The 15,277-nt window shown below is 71.9% G+C and carries 13 protein-coding genes; 7 read left to right on the top strand and 6 right to left on the bottom strand.

Features of this window, described 5'->3' with window-relative positions:
• The first annotated feature begins 154 nt into the window (after positions 1 to 154).
• Positions 155 to 1,195: a phosphatase PAP2 family protein gene (locus RV986_RS40335; protein ID WP_475922125.1), complete on the top strand. Its 1,041-nt coding sequence runs from the start codon at positions 155 to 157 to the stop codon at positions 1,193 to 1,195.
• 142 nt (positions 1,196 to 1,337) lie between these two features.
• Here RV986_RS40335 and RV986_RS40330 read toward each other — a convergent pair whose 3' ends face one another.
• Entirely contained in the window at positions 1,338 to 1,553 is a 216-nt protein-coding gene (locus RV986_RS40330; protein WP_475922124.1) for an I78 family peptidase inhibitor, read from the bottom strand.
• A gap of 438 nt (positions 1,554 to 1,991) precedes the next feature.
• Here RV986_RS40330 and ctaD point away from each other — a divergent pair, with 438 nt between their 5' ends.
• A complete protein-coding gene (ctaD, locus tag RV986_RS40325) occupies positions 1,992 to 3,686 on the top strand; it encodes an aa3-type cytochrome oxidase subunit I (protein ID WP_475922123.1) in 1,695 nt (564 codons plus the stop codon).
• On the opposite strand, the gene RV986_RS40320 is transcribed toward ctaD, so the two are convergent.
• From RV986_RS40320 to RV986_RS40310, 3 genes are all read right to left on the bottom strand, one after another.
• Positions 3,568 to 4,605, bottom strand: a complete 1,038-nt coding sequence (locus RV986_RS40320) for a helix-turn-helix transcriptional regulator (protein ID WP_475922122.1) — start codon at positions 4,603 to 4,605, stop codon at positions 3,568 to 3,570. The genes ctaD and RV986_RS40320 overlap by 119 nt on opposite strands.
• 121 nt (positions 4,606 to 4,726) lie before the next feature.
• Entirely contained in the window at positions 4,727 to 6,004 is a 1,278-nt protein-coding gene (locus RV986_RS40315; RefSeq protein ID WP_475922121.1) for an ABC transporter substrate-binding protein, read from the bottom strand.
• Between the two features lie 6 nt (positions 6,005 to 6,010).
• Positions 6,011 to 6,553, bottom strand: a complete 543-nt coding sequence (locus RV986_RS40310; RefSeq protein ID WP_475924609.1) for an MTB12 C-terminal domain-containing protein — start codon at positions 6,551 to 6,553, stop codon at positions 6,011 to 6,013.
• 122 nt (positions 6,554 to 6,675) lie between these two features.
• On the opposite strand from RV986_RS40310, the gene RV986_RS40305 reads away from it, so the two are divergent.
• The 3 genes from RV986_RS40305 to RV986_RS40295 are packed head-to-tail and all read left to right on the top strand — an operon-like array spanning position 6,676 to position 10,918.
• Positions 6,676 to 7,224: a hypothetical protein gene (locus RV986_RS40305; protein WP_475922120.1), complete on the top strand. Its 549-nt coding sequence runs from the start codon at positions 6,676 to 6,678 to the stop codon at positions 7,222 to 7,224.
• On the top strand, positions 7,224 to 10,259 hold the full coding sequence (locus RV986_RS40300; protein ID WP_475922119.1) for an ABC transporter permease subunit: 3,036 nt from the start codon (positions 7,224 to 7,226) through the stop codon (positions 10,257 to 10,259). Before RV986_RS40305 ends, RV986_RS40300 begins: the two co-directional genes overlap by 1 nt.
• Positions 10,256 to 10,918 carry an ATP-binding cassette domain-containing protein gene (locus tag RV986_RS40295; RefSeq protein WP_475922118.1) on the top strand — a complete coding sequence of 221 codons (663 nt, stop codon included), beginning with the start codon at positions 10,256 to 10,258 and terminating at the stop codon, positions 10,916 to 10,918. Before RV986_RS40300 ends, RV986_RS40295 begins: the two co-directional genes overlap by 4 nt.
• Before the next feature lie 113 nt (positions 10,919 to 11,031).
• Here RV986_RS40295 and RV986_RS40290 read toward each other — a convergent pair whose 3' ends face one another.
• Complete coding sequence (locus RV986_RS40290; protein ID WP_475922117.1) at positions 11,032 to 11,766, bottom strand: transglycosylase family protein; 735 nt, start codon at positions 11,764 to 11,766, stop codon at positions 11,032 to 11,034.
• Positions 11,767 to 12,306: 540 nt separating this feature from the next.
• Between RV986_RS40290 and RV986_RS40285 the strand changes: the two genes are divergently transcribed.
• Positions 12,307 to 13,083 carry a hypothetical protein gene (locus RV986_RS40285; protein WP_475922116.1) on the top strand — a complete coding sequence of 259 codons (777 nt, stop codon included), beginning with the start codon at positions 12,307 to 12,309 and terminating at the stop codon, positions 13,081 to 13,083.
• A 175-nt stretch (positions 13,084 to 13,258) separates the two neighbouring features.
• Positions 13,259 to 13,654: a hypothetical protein gene (locus RV986_RS40280; RefSeq protein WP_475922115.1), complete on the top strand. Its 396-nt coding sequence runs from the start codon at positions 13,259 to 13,261 to the stop codon at positions 13,652 to 13,654.
• A 63-nt stretch (positions 13,655 to 13,717) separates the two neighbouring features.
• On the opposite strand, the gene der is transcribed toward RV986_RS40280, so the two are convergent.
• A complete protein-coding gene (gene der, locus RV986_RS40275) occupies positions 13,718 to 15,211 on the bottom strand; it encodes a ribosome biogenesis GTPase Der (RefSeq protein WP_475922114.1) in 1,494 nt (497 codons plus the stop codon).
• Positions 15,212 to 15,277 lie beyond the last annotated feature (66 nt).

The raw sequence follows: 15,277 nt of genomic DNA, 5'->3' as shown, positions 1-15,277 counted from the left end.
GGAACCGATCAATGGAATTGAAGGCCCCAGCGCGCCGGAGATTAGAGAATCATTGGAATTAATCATCACCCTGAGAGGAATCCCACATCACATCGTCATCACAAAGCGAGTGATTGGGCCTGGAACGCAGCTCACTCGCTGTAACGTCGATTGAGTGCGTACCGAACGAAACCTCACCCGTCTGGACCGGGTCTTCGCCCGGTTGGACCGTGAGCCGGAACGGCCGGCCCACATCGATGTGCCGAAGATGAGCCGGCACAGGGTTGTGCTCTTCGGAGCCACCCTGGCCTTCTACGTGGCCATCGTGTGGGCCGTGGCGATCACATCGTGGCTGGTCCGGTTCGACTGGCAGGTCATGTTCTTCCGCCCGTATCAGCAATGGCCGGAGATCCACGCGTTCCTCGATTACTACGTGGTGCTCGGCCAGCGCGGGCCCACCGCGGTGATGGTCGCCTCCTGGCTGGGCTGGCGCTCCTGGCGGCAGCACACCCTGCGCCCGCTGCTCACCCTGGGCGCCTCGCTGCTGCTGCTGAACATCACGGTCGGTGCCGCCAAGCTGGGCATGGGCCGCCTCGGTCCGCACTACGCCATCACGATCGGCTCGAACGAGATGGGTCTGGGCGGCGATATATTCCCTTCGGGCCACACCGCGAACGCCGTCGTGACCTGGGGAATCCTGGCCTATCTGGCCTCGACCCCGCGGGCCCGGCGCTGGCTGTCCGCACTGTCCGCCGTGACCTCGCTCGGCGTCGGTCTCACCACCGTGTATCTCGGTACGCACTGGCTGAGTGACGTGGTGCTGGGCTGGGCCGCCGGTCTGCTGATCCTGCTGGCGCTGCCGTGGTGCGAGCCGCTGATCGCCCGCGCCGAGACCGGGCTCTTCACCCTGCGCGACGTCTGGCGCGCCCGCCGCGGCCTTACGGCGCCCGTCCCGGCCGAGGCACCGGTCGCGTCCCCGCTCGGTGCGCCCGTCCTGGTCAAGCAGCCCTCCTCCGTGGACGACGAGATGCCGGCGCGCGAGACCGTGGCCGCCGGCCGCCCGCCCCGGCCGCCCGCCTATCTGGCCCCCGGGCCGCACACGGCCCGCTCGGAGCGCACCCCGGTCACCCCGGTCGGCAGCCGCCGCCCGCCGCATTCGGACCGCGTGGCACGCACCACCACCACGACCTCGGCCCGCCCCCTGACAGGCGGCTGAGGCGCGACAGCGCGACCATGGAGGACAGCGGGGCCGGTACGCACAGCCTCCCCGCACGGTGAAGGCCCCCGGCTCATGACGAGCCAGGGGCCTTCACGCATGTCGACGAGAGGCGGCCTCCGCGGACGCGGCTCCCGCCGGCTCAGCCCTTCCAGCAGCGGGTCACCCGGCCGTCGGCGACCTCGAAGTTCAGCCGCCCCGCGCGGTACTCCATGGTGATGATCGCGCCGGGCGGCAGCGAGCGCACCGAGGACCAGCCGTGTTCCCGGGCGCGGTGCTCGGCGTTTCTCGCCTCCAGCCCGACGTAGGCCTGCGGATTGTCCTGGGGTTCTGCGGGCGGGGTGGGAATGGGTGCCATGAGCGCCACGTTAGGCCGCCGACCGTGGCGGGGGAAGCCCGGATCGGCACCGGGCGTCACCCGTTCCCCTCCGGTCACGCTTCTGTCACAGGATCACGACACGCGTTTCGGCCGAACTCCATCACACGTACGAGCGGTTCCGTACGTGTCCCGCACGCCTTCGAACGTAATTCGGGACTACCTTGACGCCGTCCCGAATAACCCAATGGAAAGCGCGAAGACCCCCATGGCGACCGCCGTGGAGACCCCCATGGAGACTCCTATGGGTCAAGCCCTTCCATTCCGATTTCGGGGTATGTCGCGGAAGCTGACCCCGCATAGGAAATGCACGGTTCCAGCACAGAACCCCCGCACGCCCTCTGCCGGAGCACAGAACGACGCGAGCACCATGGCGTGAGCTTCAGGCGGGCCCACGACGCGACGGCGAAGGGGCGAGCAATGGGCACGGACACCGCGCAGGCGACGGCGCGATCCGTCCATGTGACCAGGCGGCCGGGACGGCTGGTCGTGGACTGGCTGACCACCACGGACCACAAGAAGATCGGCCATCTCTACCTGATCACCGGCTTCGCTTTCTTTCTCGTCGGTGGCCTGATGGCGCTGCTGATGCGTGCCGAGCTCGCCCGGCCCGGCCTGCAGATCATGGACAACAACCAGTTCAACCAGTTGTTCACCATGCACGGCACGATCATGCTGCTGCTGTTCGCGACCCCGACCTTCGCCGGATTCGCCAACGAGATCATGCCGCTGCAGATCGGCTCCCCGGACGTCGCCTTCCCCCGCCTGAACATGCTGTCGTACTGGTTGTTCCTCTTCGGCGGTCTGATCGTGCTCGGCTCGCTCGCGGTGCCCGCCGGCCCCGCCGCCTTCGGCTGGTTCGCCTACGCGCCGCTCAACAGCCTGGAGCGCTCGCCGGGGATCGGCGCCGACATGTGGATCATGGGCCTCGCGCTGGCCGGCTTCGGCACGATCCTCGGCGCGGTGAACTTCATCACGACCATCGTCGGGATGCGCGCCCCCGGCATGACGATGTTCCGGCTGCCCATCTTCACCTGGAACATCCTCTTCACCTCGATCCTCGTCCTCTTCGCGTTCCCGGTGCTCGCGGCGGCGCTGCTGGTCCTGGAGGCGGACCGGCGCTTCGGATCGGTGGTGTTCGAGGCGGCCAACGGCGGCGCGCTGCTGTGGCAGCACCTCTTCTGGTTCTTCGGGCATCCCGAGGTCTACATCATCGCGTTGCCGTTCTTCGGGATCGTCACGGAGATCCTCCCGGTCTTCAGCCGGAAGCCGGTCTTCGGCTATCTGACGCTGGTCGCCGCGACGATGGCCATCACCGGTCTGTCGATCGTCGTGTGGGCGCACCACATGTTCGCGACGGGCGCGGTGCTGCTGCCGTTCTTCTCCTTCATGTCGTTCCTGATCGCGGTGCCGACAGGCGTGAAGTTCTTCAACTGGAGCGGCACGATGCTCCAGGGCTCGCTCTCCTTCGAGACGCCGATGCTGTGGGCCGTCGGCTTCCTGGTCTCGTTCCTGTTCGGTGGTCTGACCGGGGTGATCCTGGCCTCGCCGCCGATGGACTTCCACGTCACCGACTCGTACTTCGTGGTCGCGCACTTCCACTACGTCGTCTTCGGCACCGTCGTCTTCGCGACCTTCGGCGGCTTCTACTTCTGGTGGCCCAAGTTCACCGGCAAGATGCTCGACGAACGGCTCGGCAAGATCCATTTCTGGACACTCTTCGTCGGCTTCCACACGACGTTCCTGGTGCAGCACTGGCTGGGCGCCGAGGGCATGCCGCGCCGGTACGCGGACTATCTGGCCTCCGACGGCTTCACGGCGCTCAACACCGTCTCGACGATCGGCTCCTTCCTGCTGGGCATGTCGACACTGCCGTTCCTCTACAACGTCTGGAAGACGGCCAAGTACGGCACGAAGGTCGAGGTCGACGACCCCTGGGGCTTCGGCCGCTCCCTGGAGTGGGCGACCTCGTGTCCGCCGCCCCGGCACAACTTCGTCACGCTGCCCCGGATCCGCTCCGAGTCCCCGGCGTTCGACCTGCGTCATCCCCTGTACGGGGCGTCGGCTCCGCGGTCCGCTCCAGAGCCCGGGACAATCGGTCCCGGACCGTCCTGATCGCGCCGGTGAGCCCGGCCGGCTCCAGCACCTCGAACTCGAAGCCCGTCAGCATCACGTGAATCACCATCACGTCGAGGTTCGCGGCCCCGGTGCGCAGAACGCAGCTGTCCTCCCCGGAGGCTTCCAGGGTCCCCACCGAGGGTGAGATCCGCGCGGCCGCCTCCTCCAAGGGCACGAGGAGCCGGACTACGGCCTGTGCGGCGTACGCGTGTGTGGAGACGCCTTTGGAAACGTACGCCGCCAGGTCCTCGGCCGGGGGCGTACGGGGCGTGAAACACGGTCCGTGCGGCGGACTGGGGGTGATGCGGTCGACCCGGAACGTGCGCCAGTCGTCGCGGTCCACGTCCCAGGCGACCAGGTACCAGCGGTGCTCGGTGCACACCAGGCGGTGCGGTTCGACGGTACGGCGGGTCGGGGAGCCGTCGTGGTCGCGGTACTCGAAGCGCAGCCGCTCGCAGTCGCGGCACAGATGGGCCAGCTCGGTGAGGACGGCCGGGTCGACGGCGGAGGGCCCCGGGCCCCGCAGCATCGGCACGGTGAAGGCGTTGAGCGCGCTCACCCGGCGGCGCAGCCGGTTCGGGAGCACCTGTTCGAGCTTGGCGAGGGCGCTTACGGAGGTCTCACCGATGCCTTCGATGCCCTGCCCGGCGGCCGTGCGCAGCCCGACCGCGACGGCCACCGCCTCGTCGTCGTCCAGCAGCAGCGGTGGCAGCTCGGCCCCCGCGCCGAGCTGGTAGCCGCCGCCCGTGCCCGGGCTGGCGTTGACCGGATAGCCCAGCTCGCGCAGCCGGTCCACATCGCGGCGGACCGTACGGGGCGTCACGCCGAGGCGCTCCGCCAGCGCGGCCCCGGACCATTCGCGATGGGCCTGCAGGAGCGAGAGCAGCCGCAGCAGCCGTGCCGATGTCTCCAACATGCCTGCGAGTCTGCCTGCCCTTGCGGACAGCCGCTGTCCGCAAGGGGCTGAGGCCGGGCCGTACATCAGGGCTCGTACGACAGTTGCGCCAGGTCAGGGCTCGTACGACCGCTGCGGCAGGTCAGGGCTCGTACGACAGTTGCGGCACCTCGAAGCAGTCGCTGTTCATGTCGCCCTGGGAGACCCAGCCCCTGCCGTCCTCCCAGCGGGCCACCGACACACACGTCCTGCGGGTCTTCGGGGGCGCGGGCAGGTGCTCGAAGGAGACGGGGACCAGCAGGCCGCCCGCGGTGTACGGCTCGCCGCGGTTCACGAAGCGGTCGACGCACGCGCGCGTGACGCCCGTTTCCGCCCGCGCGCAGGACTTCGCCGCGTCCGTGAACCACATCGCGGCCGCCCAGCCCTCCAACTGCCACTGGGAGTGCGTCGGCAGGCCCTTGGTCGCCTCCCGGAACGCGCGGACGGACGCGTCGGAGGTGTCCTCGTAATTACGGCTGGATCCGGTCGCCCACAGGGCGTTGCGGCAACGAGGGGCGTCCTTGTAGTCCTCGGGGACGGTGGACGTCCAGTTCTGCACGTTGGTGACCTTGGCGATGACCTCGGCACCGACGTCGTCCATCGCCTCGCACAGTTGGGCGTTGCCGTGCGTGTCGAGGGCGTCGAAGACGAGGTCGGCGCCCTGGTCCTTCAGATCGGCCGCGGCGGCACGGAAGTTGGGCAGCGCGAAGTCGACCTGTTCGGTGACCACGTGGTAGCCCTCGGCCCGCAGGCCCCGGGTGACGAGCCGGGCGTACGCGGCCGACGCGGACTGGTTGTAGGAGACGACGGCGGCCGTGCGGGCGCCCTGGGCGCGCTTGAAGTAGCGGTAGACCTCGGTGCCGCCGTACAGCTTCCCGCCCCAGCCCGGCGTCCCCTCGCGGGGCGCGAGGCTGCCGTAGATCCCGTAGAGGTGCGGATAGGTGTCGTAGGCCGCGCCGATGGGCTGGCCGCCGATGTCGGGCACGCGCGCGCGGGACACCCGGGAGGCGCCCGCGTAGTCGAATGCGGTGGTGGCGACGAGGGCGACGACCTTGTCCTCGTCGATCAGCCTGTGCACGCACTCGTTGTCGCCGACGCCGCTGCCGCCGTCGTCACAGGTGCGCACCTCGACGGGCCGGCCCGCGATGCCGCCGTGCGCGTTGAGGTACTCGAAGTAGGCCTTGGCCCCGTCGCGCGGGCCGGTGAACGCGGAGCCGCCGACGGGGCTGGTGGCACTGGTGACGATGCCGACGCGGAGCGGGACGGTGCTCGGCAAAGTGGGTGTGGCCCGGTGTTCGAAGTCGCTCTCGGGGAGGCGGCTGCCGCAGGCCGTGCCCAGTACCAGCAGCAGGCCCGCGGTGAGAACTCCCAGGGGGCGCACGGTCGCTCAGCAGCCGGCCGGGGTCGTCGATCCGTCGCCGCTCAGCGCCACCAGCGCGCACAGGGTGTTGTCGGAGACCTTCCAGGTGCCGCCCTCGTCGACGGCCGTCCCGGCGGCGTTCGGCAGCGCGGTCGCGCCCTTCAGGGTCAGCGCGTACGTCACCTCGGCCTCGGTCGCCGAGGTGAACACGACCTTCTGGACCTGGGCGGCGACCTGCCGGCCCCGCTCGTCCCCGCTGAAGCCCTGGACGACCGCGGTCATCCTGTCGCCGTTCTCCAGGTAGGTCAGCTTGTCCTTGACGGGGACGGACGGGGAGAAGAACTTCTCCCAGTTCTGCTTGACCTGTTTCTCGGCCGCCGCCGGATCGGCCGGGCCGGTCGGGCTGGGCGACGCGCTGCTGGACCGCTCCACGGAGGGCGTGGGCACCGGAGTCGAACTCCCGCCGCCGGTGCTGTCGCTGCACGCCGTGAGGGCCGCGGCGAGGACGAGAACGGACAGCGCCGCCACCCCCTGGCCGTTGCCCCGCCTGAGGTCGCTCCCGAGAACCATCTGGCTCACCACCGGGTGTCGGTCCGGGCCGACCGCGCCCGGAGCTTTCAGGGTCAGCTTCCAGAAGGCATAGTGCAAGCCAACGGTCGACATGGACAGACACACGACGTCTGGGAGCCCGGATGCGGACATCTCGACTGCGGAGCGTGCACCCCGTCCGGTGGGCCGGTTGGGCCGCGCTCGCCGCCGGAGCGGTGCTGTGCGTCGTCGGCTGGTACGGCATCTCGGGCGAGCGGTACGCGGAACGGCAGTTGCCCTACCTCGCGTCCTGCACCGTGCCCGGAGCCGCGCTGATCATCGCCGGCGCGGTGCTGCTCACCCACGGCGGGAACGCGTCGGCGGCGGCCCGCGTCGAGGAGTTGTACAGGCTGCTCGTGGCGGCCGAGCCCGCCGACGCGGACGGGTCCGGGCAGGCCGCCGTGGCACCCGTCGCCGTCAGCGGGCAGCTGCTGATGGTGCCCGGCGGCACCCTGTGGCACCGCGCGGACTGTCCGCTGGTCGCGGGGAAGCCGGAGGCCGTGCCCGTGGACTCGCGGGTCCTGGCGAGCGGGGAGTTGGGCCCGTGCCCGATCTGCGAGCCACCCGCGTCGGACCGGCCGCTACCGTCGGACCAGCCGCTACCGCCCGGACAGCCCCTACCGCCCGGACCGCCTCCCGCGCCGGAGCGGTGATGGCCGGCTCCCTGACGTACGACCTCACACTGGCCGGACTCTCGGTCGGCGGAGCGGCGGCGCTGACCGGCATCGGACTGGTCGTCACCCACCGGGCGACCGGGGTGCTCAACTTCGCGCACGGTGCGATCGCGATGGTGTGCGCGTATCTGCTGCGGCAGTTCACGGTCGAGTGGGGCTGGCCGCTCGCGCTCGGCGCCGCGGTGACACTGCTGCTGGTGGCCCCGGCGATCGGCGTGGTCCTGGAGCGCTTCGTGTTCCGCCCCCTGTCCGTCCTCGGCGGCGACCCGGCGCAGACGCTGGTCGCGTCCCTCGGCGTCTTCGTGCTGCTGGTCGGCGGGGCCGTGCTGGTGTGGGGAACCGGGGCGCGCGCGGACGCGCCGACCCTGGTCCCGGCGGATCCGTGGGGGCAGTTGGCGGTGGCGGTGGTCCTGGCGGCCGGGGTCGCGGCGGTGACACGCCGGACCCGTTTCGGCACGGAACTGCGGGCCGTCGTCGACGACCGCCCGCTCGCCGCGCTCGGCGGCATCGACGCGGACCGGGTGGCCGCGGCGGGCTGGGCGTTCGGGTCCTTCACGGCGGGCCTGACGGGCGTACTGCTGGCGCCCTCCGTACGACTCGATCCCTACGGCATGCCACTGCTCGTCATGGAGGTCATGGCGGTGGCCGTCGCCGCCCGGATGCGCAGCCTCCCGGTGGCCGTCGTGGTGGCGCTCGGTCTCGGTGTCGCGCAGAGCCAGCTGACCCGGCTGCATCCGGCTGGCTGGGCACAGCCGCTGCTCCAGGCGGTGGGCGCGAACCTGTTCGTGGTGGCCCTGCTGGTCGCGGCGCTCGTGCTGCCGGGGATCGGCGACCGGGACGCGCTGCCCCGCACGGCGACGGCCCGCGTGGCGACACCGCCCGGCGCGTGGATCGTGGCGGTCGTCCTGTTCCTGCTGCCGCTCGGCCTCGCCGGCTCGGACCTGCACACGTCGGTGCAGGTGCCCGCGCTGGGTGTGGTGCTGTTGTCCCTGGTCGTCGTGACCGGCCGGGGCGGTCAGATCTCGCTCGGGCAGGCGGCGTACGCGGGTCTGGGCGCCCTGTTCACCGCGCTGCTGGCCGCGGGCCGCTTCCCGGGCCTGCCGCGGCTGCCGGAACTGGCCGCGCTGGCGGTGGCGGTGGTCCTGGTCGCCCCGCTCGGTGTCCTGACCGGCTGGCCCGCGATCAGCCGCCATGGTCTGGCACTGGCGCTGGCGACCTTCGCCGTGGGCGTGGGAGTCAGCCGGTTCGTCTTCGCCCAGCCGTACGCGACGTCGGGCCTGTCCCTCGGCCGCCCGACGGGCTTCGACGGCGACCGTGCGTACTACGTGCTCGAACTGGGGCTGCTGGCGGCCGCGTTGCTGACGGCGGGTGCGCTGCGCCGGGGCCGCACGGGCCGTGCCCTCGCGGCCATGCGCGACCACGAGGCGGGGGCGTCGGCGGCGGGCGTACGGGTCCCTTCGCTGAAGCTGACGGCCTTCGTGGCCGGCGCCGCCCTGGCCGCGCTCGGCGGCGGGATGCTCGGCATGGGCCTGCGCGCCTTCGACGCGACCGCGTACGACCCGGTGCGCGGTCTGCTGTGGTTCGCGGCGGTCGTGGTCCTCGGCGCCGACAGCGTGCTCGGCGCGCTGGCCGCCGCGGCGTTGCTGGTGGGGCTCGACGCGGGGGCGCGCGGCGGGGTGGCGGCGGCGCTGATCGGAGTGCTCGCGGTACTCGTCGGGCGCTTTCCCGGTGGCCCGTACGAGGCGCTGCGCACGGCCGCTTCCCGGCTGCGGTGGCGCCGCGAGGTCGCCCTCACCGCGTGGGGGGCACGGGTACGGGAGCGACTGCGGCCGGTGCGGCCGGACCGGGCCGGGGGGCGCGGCCCGGTGGAAGGAGCCACGGCAGGGGGGCGCCTCCCGACGAGAGGAGCCACGGCGGCACGGCCCACTACCGCCGCACGACCCGGTACCGCGCCGCGGCCGGTCTCCGCACCGCGGCCGGTCTCCGCGCCGCGTCCGGTCTCCGCACCTCGTCCGATCTTCGCACCTCGTCCGGTCTCCGCACCTCATCCGGTCTCCGGGCCTCGTCCGACCCCCGCACCCGGGCCAATCCCTGCGCCCGGACCCATCCCCGCACCTGGTCCCGTCCCGGGCCCTCGTCCGGTGCCCGGCTCCGCCCCGCCTCCAGCCCATGCCCCTCGTCCAGTGCCTGCTCCCACCCCGCCCCCAGTCCAAGGCCCGGGCCCGGGCCCGCTGCCCGTCCCCGCCGCCGTGCCGGGCCCCGCCCGCACACCGCGGCGCGCCGCCGCCGGACCCCGCCGTTCGCGCGCTCCGCTGGCCCCCACCGTCCCCCAGCCCCTGTACGCCCGCCGACTGCACGTCAGCTACGGCGGTTTCACCGCGCTCGGCGGTGTCGACCTGGAGGTCGGGCCCGGTCGCGTCACCGCCGTGGTGGGCCCCAACGGCGCCGGCAAGAGCACCCTGTTCCACTGTCTCGCCGGGACCCTGCGCCCGTCGCACGGCCGGGTGTTCCTGGGCGACCGGGACATCACCCGGTCGGCCGCGCACGCCCGTACCCGGCTCGGCATCGCGCGGACCTTTCAGCAACTGGCCGTCTTCCCCTCGCTGACCGTGGCGGAAAACGTTCGGGTGGGGGCGGAGCAGGGCCGGGCGGCCGACCCCTCCGCCGTGGAGCGGGCGTTACGGCTGTTCGGCCTGGACGGCCCGGTGGCGGCACTGCCCGCCGCGGGGCTGCCGACCGGGACGCTCAGACGGGTCGAGCTGGCGCGGGCCCTCGCGGGAAGTCCGCGGGTGCTGCTGCTCGACGAGCCCGCCGCGGGCCTGGACACCGCCGAAGTGACCGCGCTGGCCCGCGTGCTGCGGGCGCTCGCCGCGGACGGCACCGCCCTGCTCGTCGTCGAGCACGACCTCGATCTGGTCGCCGACCTGGCCGACGTCGTCCATGTGATGGCCGCCGGACGCGTCGTCGCCTCCGGTCCGGCCGACCGCGTACTGGAGACGAGGCCCGGCGGATGAGCATCTCCCTGCGCCACGCGCGCGTGCGCTACGGCCCCCTGGAGGCCCTGCACGGCGTGACGCTGGTGGCGCCCGGCCCCGGCCTCACGGTACTGCTCGGCCGCAACGGCTCGGGGCGTACGACCGTGCTGCGCGCCCTCGCGGGAACCGTGCCGCTGGCCGCCGGGGCCGTCGTCTGGGACGGCGCGGACGTGACCCGGCTGTCGGCGTACGAACGGGCCCGACGCGGTCTGTGCCTGGTCCCCGAACGCCGGGCCGTCTTCGGCACGCTCACGGTCCGCGAGAACCTGGAGCTCGCCGCGCCCGACTTCGCCCCCGCCCTCGCCGCCTACCCGCAGCTGGCGGCCCTCCTCCCCCGCCGCGCCGGCACGCTCTCCGGAGGCGAGCAGCGCATGCTCGCCCTCTCCCGCGCCCTGCTGGCACGCGCGCGCGTGGTGCTCGTCGACGAAGCCGCGCAGGGCATGTCACCGGCGGTCGCGGCCCGCACGTACGACCTCCTGAGCGGCCTCGACGCCTGCGTGGTGGTCGCCGAGCAGCGGCTGCCGCCGGGGCTGCGCGAGCGGGCGGACCGGACGACCTACGTCCATGAACTGCGTCGCGGTGCGGTGGTGTTCAGCGGGGAGGCGACCGAAACGCGCCGCCCGGGCCCTTCGGGCTGACGAGCGGGGCCACGCCGCGCCACGCACCGATCGCGGCCGCCACGCCACGCCCAGGGCCCCGCCCGGTCGAACGACCGAGCGGGGCCCGTGCCCGGGGGCTGGGGGAGCGGGGCTCAGAGGTCGAGCCGCTGCCCGGGCACGATCAGGTCGGGATCACCGCCGATGACCGCCCGGTTGGCGGCGTAGATCTTCCGCCAGGTCGTGCCGTGCCGCTCCGCGATGCCGCTCAGGGTGTCGCCGCCGCGGACGGTGTAGTCGCCGCGGGAGGCGGCGCGGTTCGTGTGGCCGGATGTGCGCGCCGGTACCTCGGCCGCCCTCTCCGGGGCCGACCTGGGCGCCGACTTCGCGGGGCGCGACGCGGAACTCGACTTGGAGGACGACTTGGAGCTCGACTTGGAGGATGACTTCGTTGTCGACTTCGTTGTCGTCGTCGACTTGGGTGTCGACTTCGTGGCGCCCGAGGACGCGGGCGCGCTTCCGTACGCTCCGGCCCGCGCCGAACAGGTGGGCCAGGCGCCCCAGCCCTGTGCGTTCTGGACCTTGGTGGCAACGGCTATCTGGGCGGCCTTGGAGGCCTTGTCGGCGGTCGAGGCGTAGGCGGTTCCGCCGTACGCGCGCCAGGTGCCGGCGGAGAACTGCAGTCCTCCGTAGTAGCCGTTGCCGGTGTTGATGTGCCAGTTTCCGCCGCTCTCGCACTTGGCGATGCGGTCCCACACTCCGCTGTCGGCCGCGGCGGCGTTGCCGGTCGCGGCGAGCAGTCCGAGCGGGGCGAGCAGAGCCGCCCCGGCGAGGACCGCCGTCGTACGCGTCGTACGAACCTTACGAGTGTTATCGGCACATGCGGACATGTAGTTCCCTCTCGAAACACCCGGGATCCCCCAAGGCGGGGCGCGACTTCCTGCGTGTATGACGCGGTCGTCGTGCTCCGCCCCGTCCGCCGGAGGTGGTGCTGCGAACCCGTGGTGCGGTTCGGCCGGCGGACGTGTCCCGAGCGGTGCTCTGTGCACACAGCCGAGGAATCTATGGAGCCGGTCGCCCCGATATCAACCAACTCCATGTCATTCGAGGCCAGTTCATGGTTACCGCGGGTATCGGCGATTTTCAGCCACCCACTTCATAGGCTGATTTCAGGATTTGTCGACCAGCCGCTCAAGTGACCTGTGACCCACTTCACGGAACCAACTTCCTTGACACCGCACGAAGTTGGCTCGGAGTAACAGATTCCGCACGCGGTCTCACGCTGCGCGCCGGATGGTTCGATTCCATTCGCCCTCGGGCGTGACTCCGGCCACAGATCGCCCGTTGTCATCTTCATGAGCCGGGGCCCCCGGCTTCATGGGCCGGGAGCCACCCGGCATCGCCACGCACCGCATCCCGAGGAGCCACCCGTGCCGCGCATGCTCGACGTCAGCGACGACGTACGCGCCGAGATCGGCGACGAAGAAGCCGACCGGCTGCTCGCCGGAGAGAACGCCCCGGGCAGTTACGACTGCACGTCCTGCCGCACCCCGGGCGACTCGGAACAGGAGCGCACCAGCACCGTCCTGTTCATCGGCGACGAGACCGCCGTCCTCGCCTTCGCCCACGCCACCTGTCTGCCCTCACAGGTCGTCCAGGTCACCGAGGAGCAACTGCAGGGCGCCGTCCGCTCGATCAACCCCGAAGGCGGCGTACCCACCCAGGCCGCGGCCGAGCAGGCCGTGCTCGGAGTCACCAGCGGACTCGTCCTCATCAACGGCGAGTTGCACCCCGCGCTCGTCGTCGAGCCGACCGGGCCCATCGTGCGCCCCGGCTCGACGGACATCGGCGACGACTTCCTGCCGCTCCTCATCGAGCAGGGGTTCATGCCGGTCACCGAGCTGAGTTCGGTGCCGTCGGTGCTGCACGGATGGTCCGTGCTGCTCGCCATGGGGCAGCTGCACGCCGTGCTGCAGCCGGGCAACGGAGGCGGCTCGCCCGTCGCCTGGTGGCAGGCGCACCAGGCGCTGCAGGTCGCGGAGAGCTGGCGGGCGGCGGCCAACAAGCACCAGCAGGTGCTGCTGTTCGCGGCGCCGGTCGGGTCGATCGGACGGCAGCCGCGGGAGGATCTGCTGCGGGACGCGCTGGACAAGGCGGCGGCGAACGGGAAGCTGGTGGCTGCCGCGATGCCGCTCGCCGGAACGTGAGCGTGAGCGTTCCACTGGGTTGAGCCGGGCGACCGGGGTGCGTTGTCGGCTGCGGGTCGGGGGGGCTGGTCGCGCAGTTCCCCGCGCCCCGTCAAGGGCTTGCGCCCCTGACGGGGGCCGGGCGAAAGCATCGTGGTGGCCGCATCTGTTGGGCGGCGGGGTCGTTGGCACATACGTGCACACCTACGACGCCCCCCGCCGCCAGACCTTCCAGCCGATCGCGGCCGTGCGAACGGCTCAGGATCCTCCGGGCGGCCCCTCGGCCACGCCGATCTACGACGCGCTCTACGCCGAGTGGGTCAGATGCTTCAGAGCCCTGCCCGGCGACCGCCACGGCGAGGAGGAGCTCGGCTTCACGGCTTTCGGGAGCCTGACGCACGGTTCGGGCGCGTACGGCTCGTCCTCGTACTCCTCGTACAGCGCGGGGGCGTACTCCGCGCGCCACGGCGGCTCGCAGCACGGCCACACCACCACGGCGACCGCCGTCTGGCAGCCGGTCGGGCGTCTGCACGGTACGGGCCTGCACCACATCCCGGCGGCGCTGCCGCCCGCACCTCGCAGGGGGCTCTGAGCGGCAACGGTCGAACGGGTGAGGGGCGGCTCCCATGGGAGCCGCCCCTCACCCGTCACCACGTCACTTCTTCTTGGTACCGCGCTTCTCGCGCACCCGTACCGAGATGTGCAGCGGCGTCCCCTCGAAGCCGAACTCCTCGCGCAGCCGGCGCTCGATGAAGCGCCGGTAGCCGTGCTCGATGAACCCGGAGGCGAAGAGCACGAACCGCGGGGGCTTGGTGCCCGCCTGCGTGCCGAAGAGGATGCGGGGCTGCTTACCGCCGCGGACCGGGTGCGGGTGGGCGGCGACCAGCTCGCCGAGGAAGGCGTTCAGACGGCCGGTCGGGACGCGGGTCTCCCAGCCGTCCAGGGCCGCCTCGATCGCGGGGACCAGCTTCTCCATGTGCCGGCCGGTGCGCGCCGAGATGTTCACCCGGGGCGCCCAGGCCACCTGCAGGAGTTCGGTCTCGATCTCCCGCTCCAGGTAGTAGCGGCGCTCCTCGTCGAGGGTGTCCCACTTGTTGAAGGCGAGGACGATCGCGCGACCCGCCTCGACGGCCATCGTCACGATGCGCTGGTCCTGTACGGAGATGGTCTCGGACGCGTCGATCAGGATGACCGCGACCTCGGCCTTCTCGACGGCCGCGGCCGTGCGCAGCGAGGCGTAGTAGTCGGCGCCCTGCTGCAGGTGGACGCGCTTGCGGATGCCCGCCGTGTCGACGAACTTCCAGGTGACGCCGCCGAGTTCGATGAGCTCGTCGACCGGGTCACGGGTGGTGCCCGCGACCTCGTTGACGACCACGCGCTCCTCGTTGGCCACCTTGTTCAGGAGCGAGGACTTGCCGACGTTCGGGCGGCCGATGAGGGCGATGCGGCGGGGGCCGCCCACCGCGGCGCCGAAGGTCTGCGCCGGGGCCTCGGGCAGGGCCTCCAGGACGGCGTCCAGCATGTCGCCGGTGCCACGGCCGTGCAACGCGGAGACAGGGTGCGGCTCGCCGAGGCCGAGGGACCAGAGGTACGAGGCGTCGGCCTCGCCGCTCGGACCGTCGACCTTGTTGGCGCACAGGACGACGGGCTTGCCGGCCTTGCGCAGGAGTCGTACGACCGCCTCGTCGGTGTCCGTCGCGCCGACCTTCGCGTCGACGACGAAGACGACCGCGTCGGCCGCCTCGATCGCGTACTCGGCCTGTGCGGCCACGGACGCGTCGATGCCCAGGACGTCCTGCTCCCAGCCGCCGGTGTCGACGAGCTTGAAGCGGCGGCCCGCCCACTCGGCCTCGTAGGTGACGCGGTCGCGGGTGACGCCGGGCTTGTCCTCGACGACCGCCTCGCGGCGGCCGATGATCCGGTTCACCAGGGTCGACTTGCCGACGTTGGGACGGCCGACGACGGCGAGGACGGGCAGCGGGCCGTGGCCCGCCTCGTCGATCGCGCCCTCGACGTCCTCGATGTCGAAGCCCTCTTCCGCGGCGAGCTCCATGAACGCTGCATACTCGGTGGCCTCGGCCTCGCCAAGCGCCCCGTGCTCGTGCTCGGCCTGGCCGGCCGAGCCGTCGGGCTGGATGTGGTCGTTCATGAAGTCCGTACCTCGTCGTTCATTCGTGGTGATCGGTGGACCACCCGCATATCGGGTGATCCACTA

Source organism: Streptomyces sp. RLA012 (genome assembly GCF_056270325.1).
The sequence above is the reverse complement of the archived record's forward strand: the minus strand, read 5'-3'. Positions and strand labels throughout refer to the sequence as shown.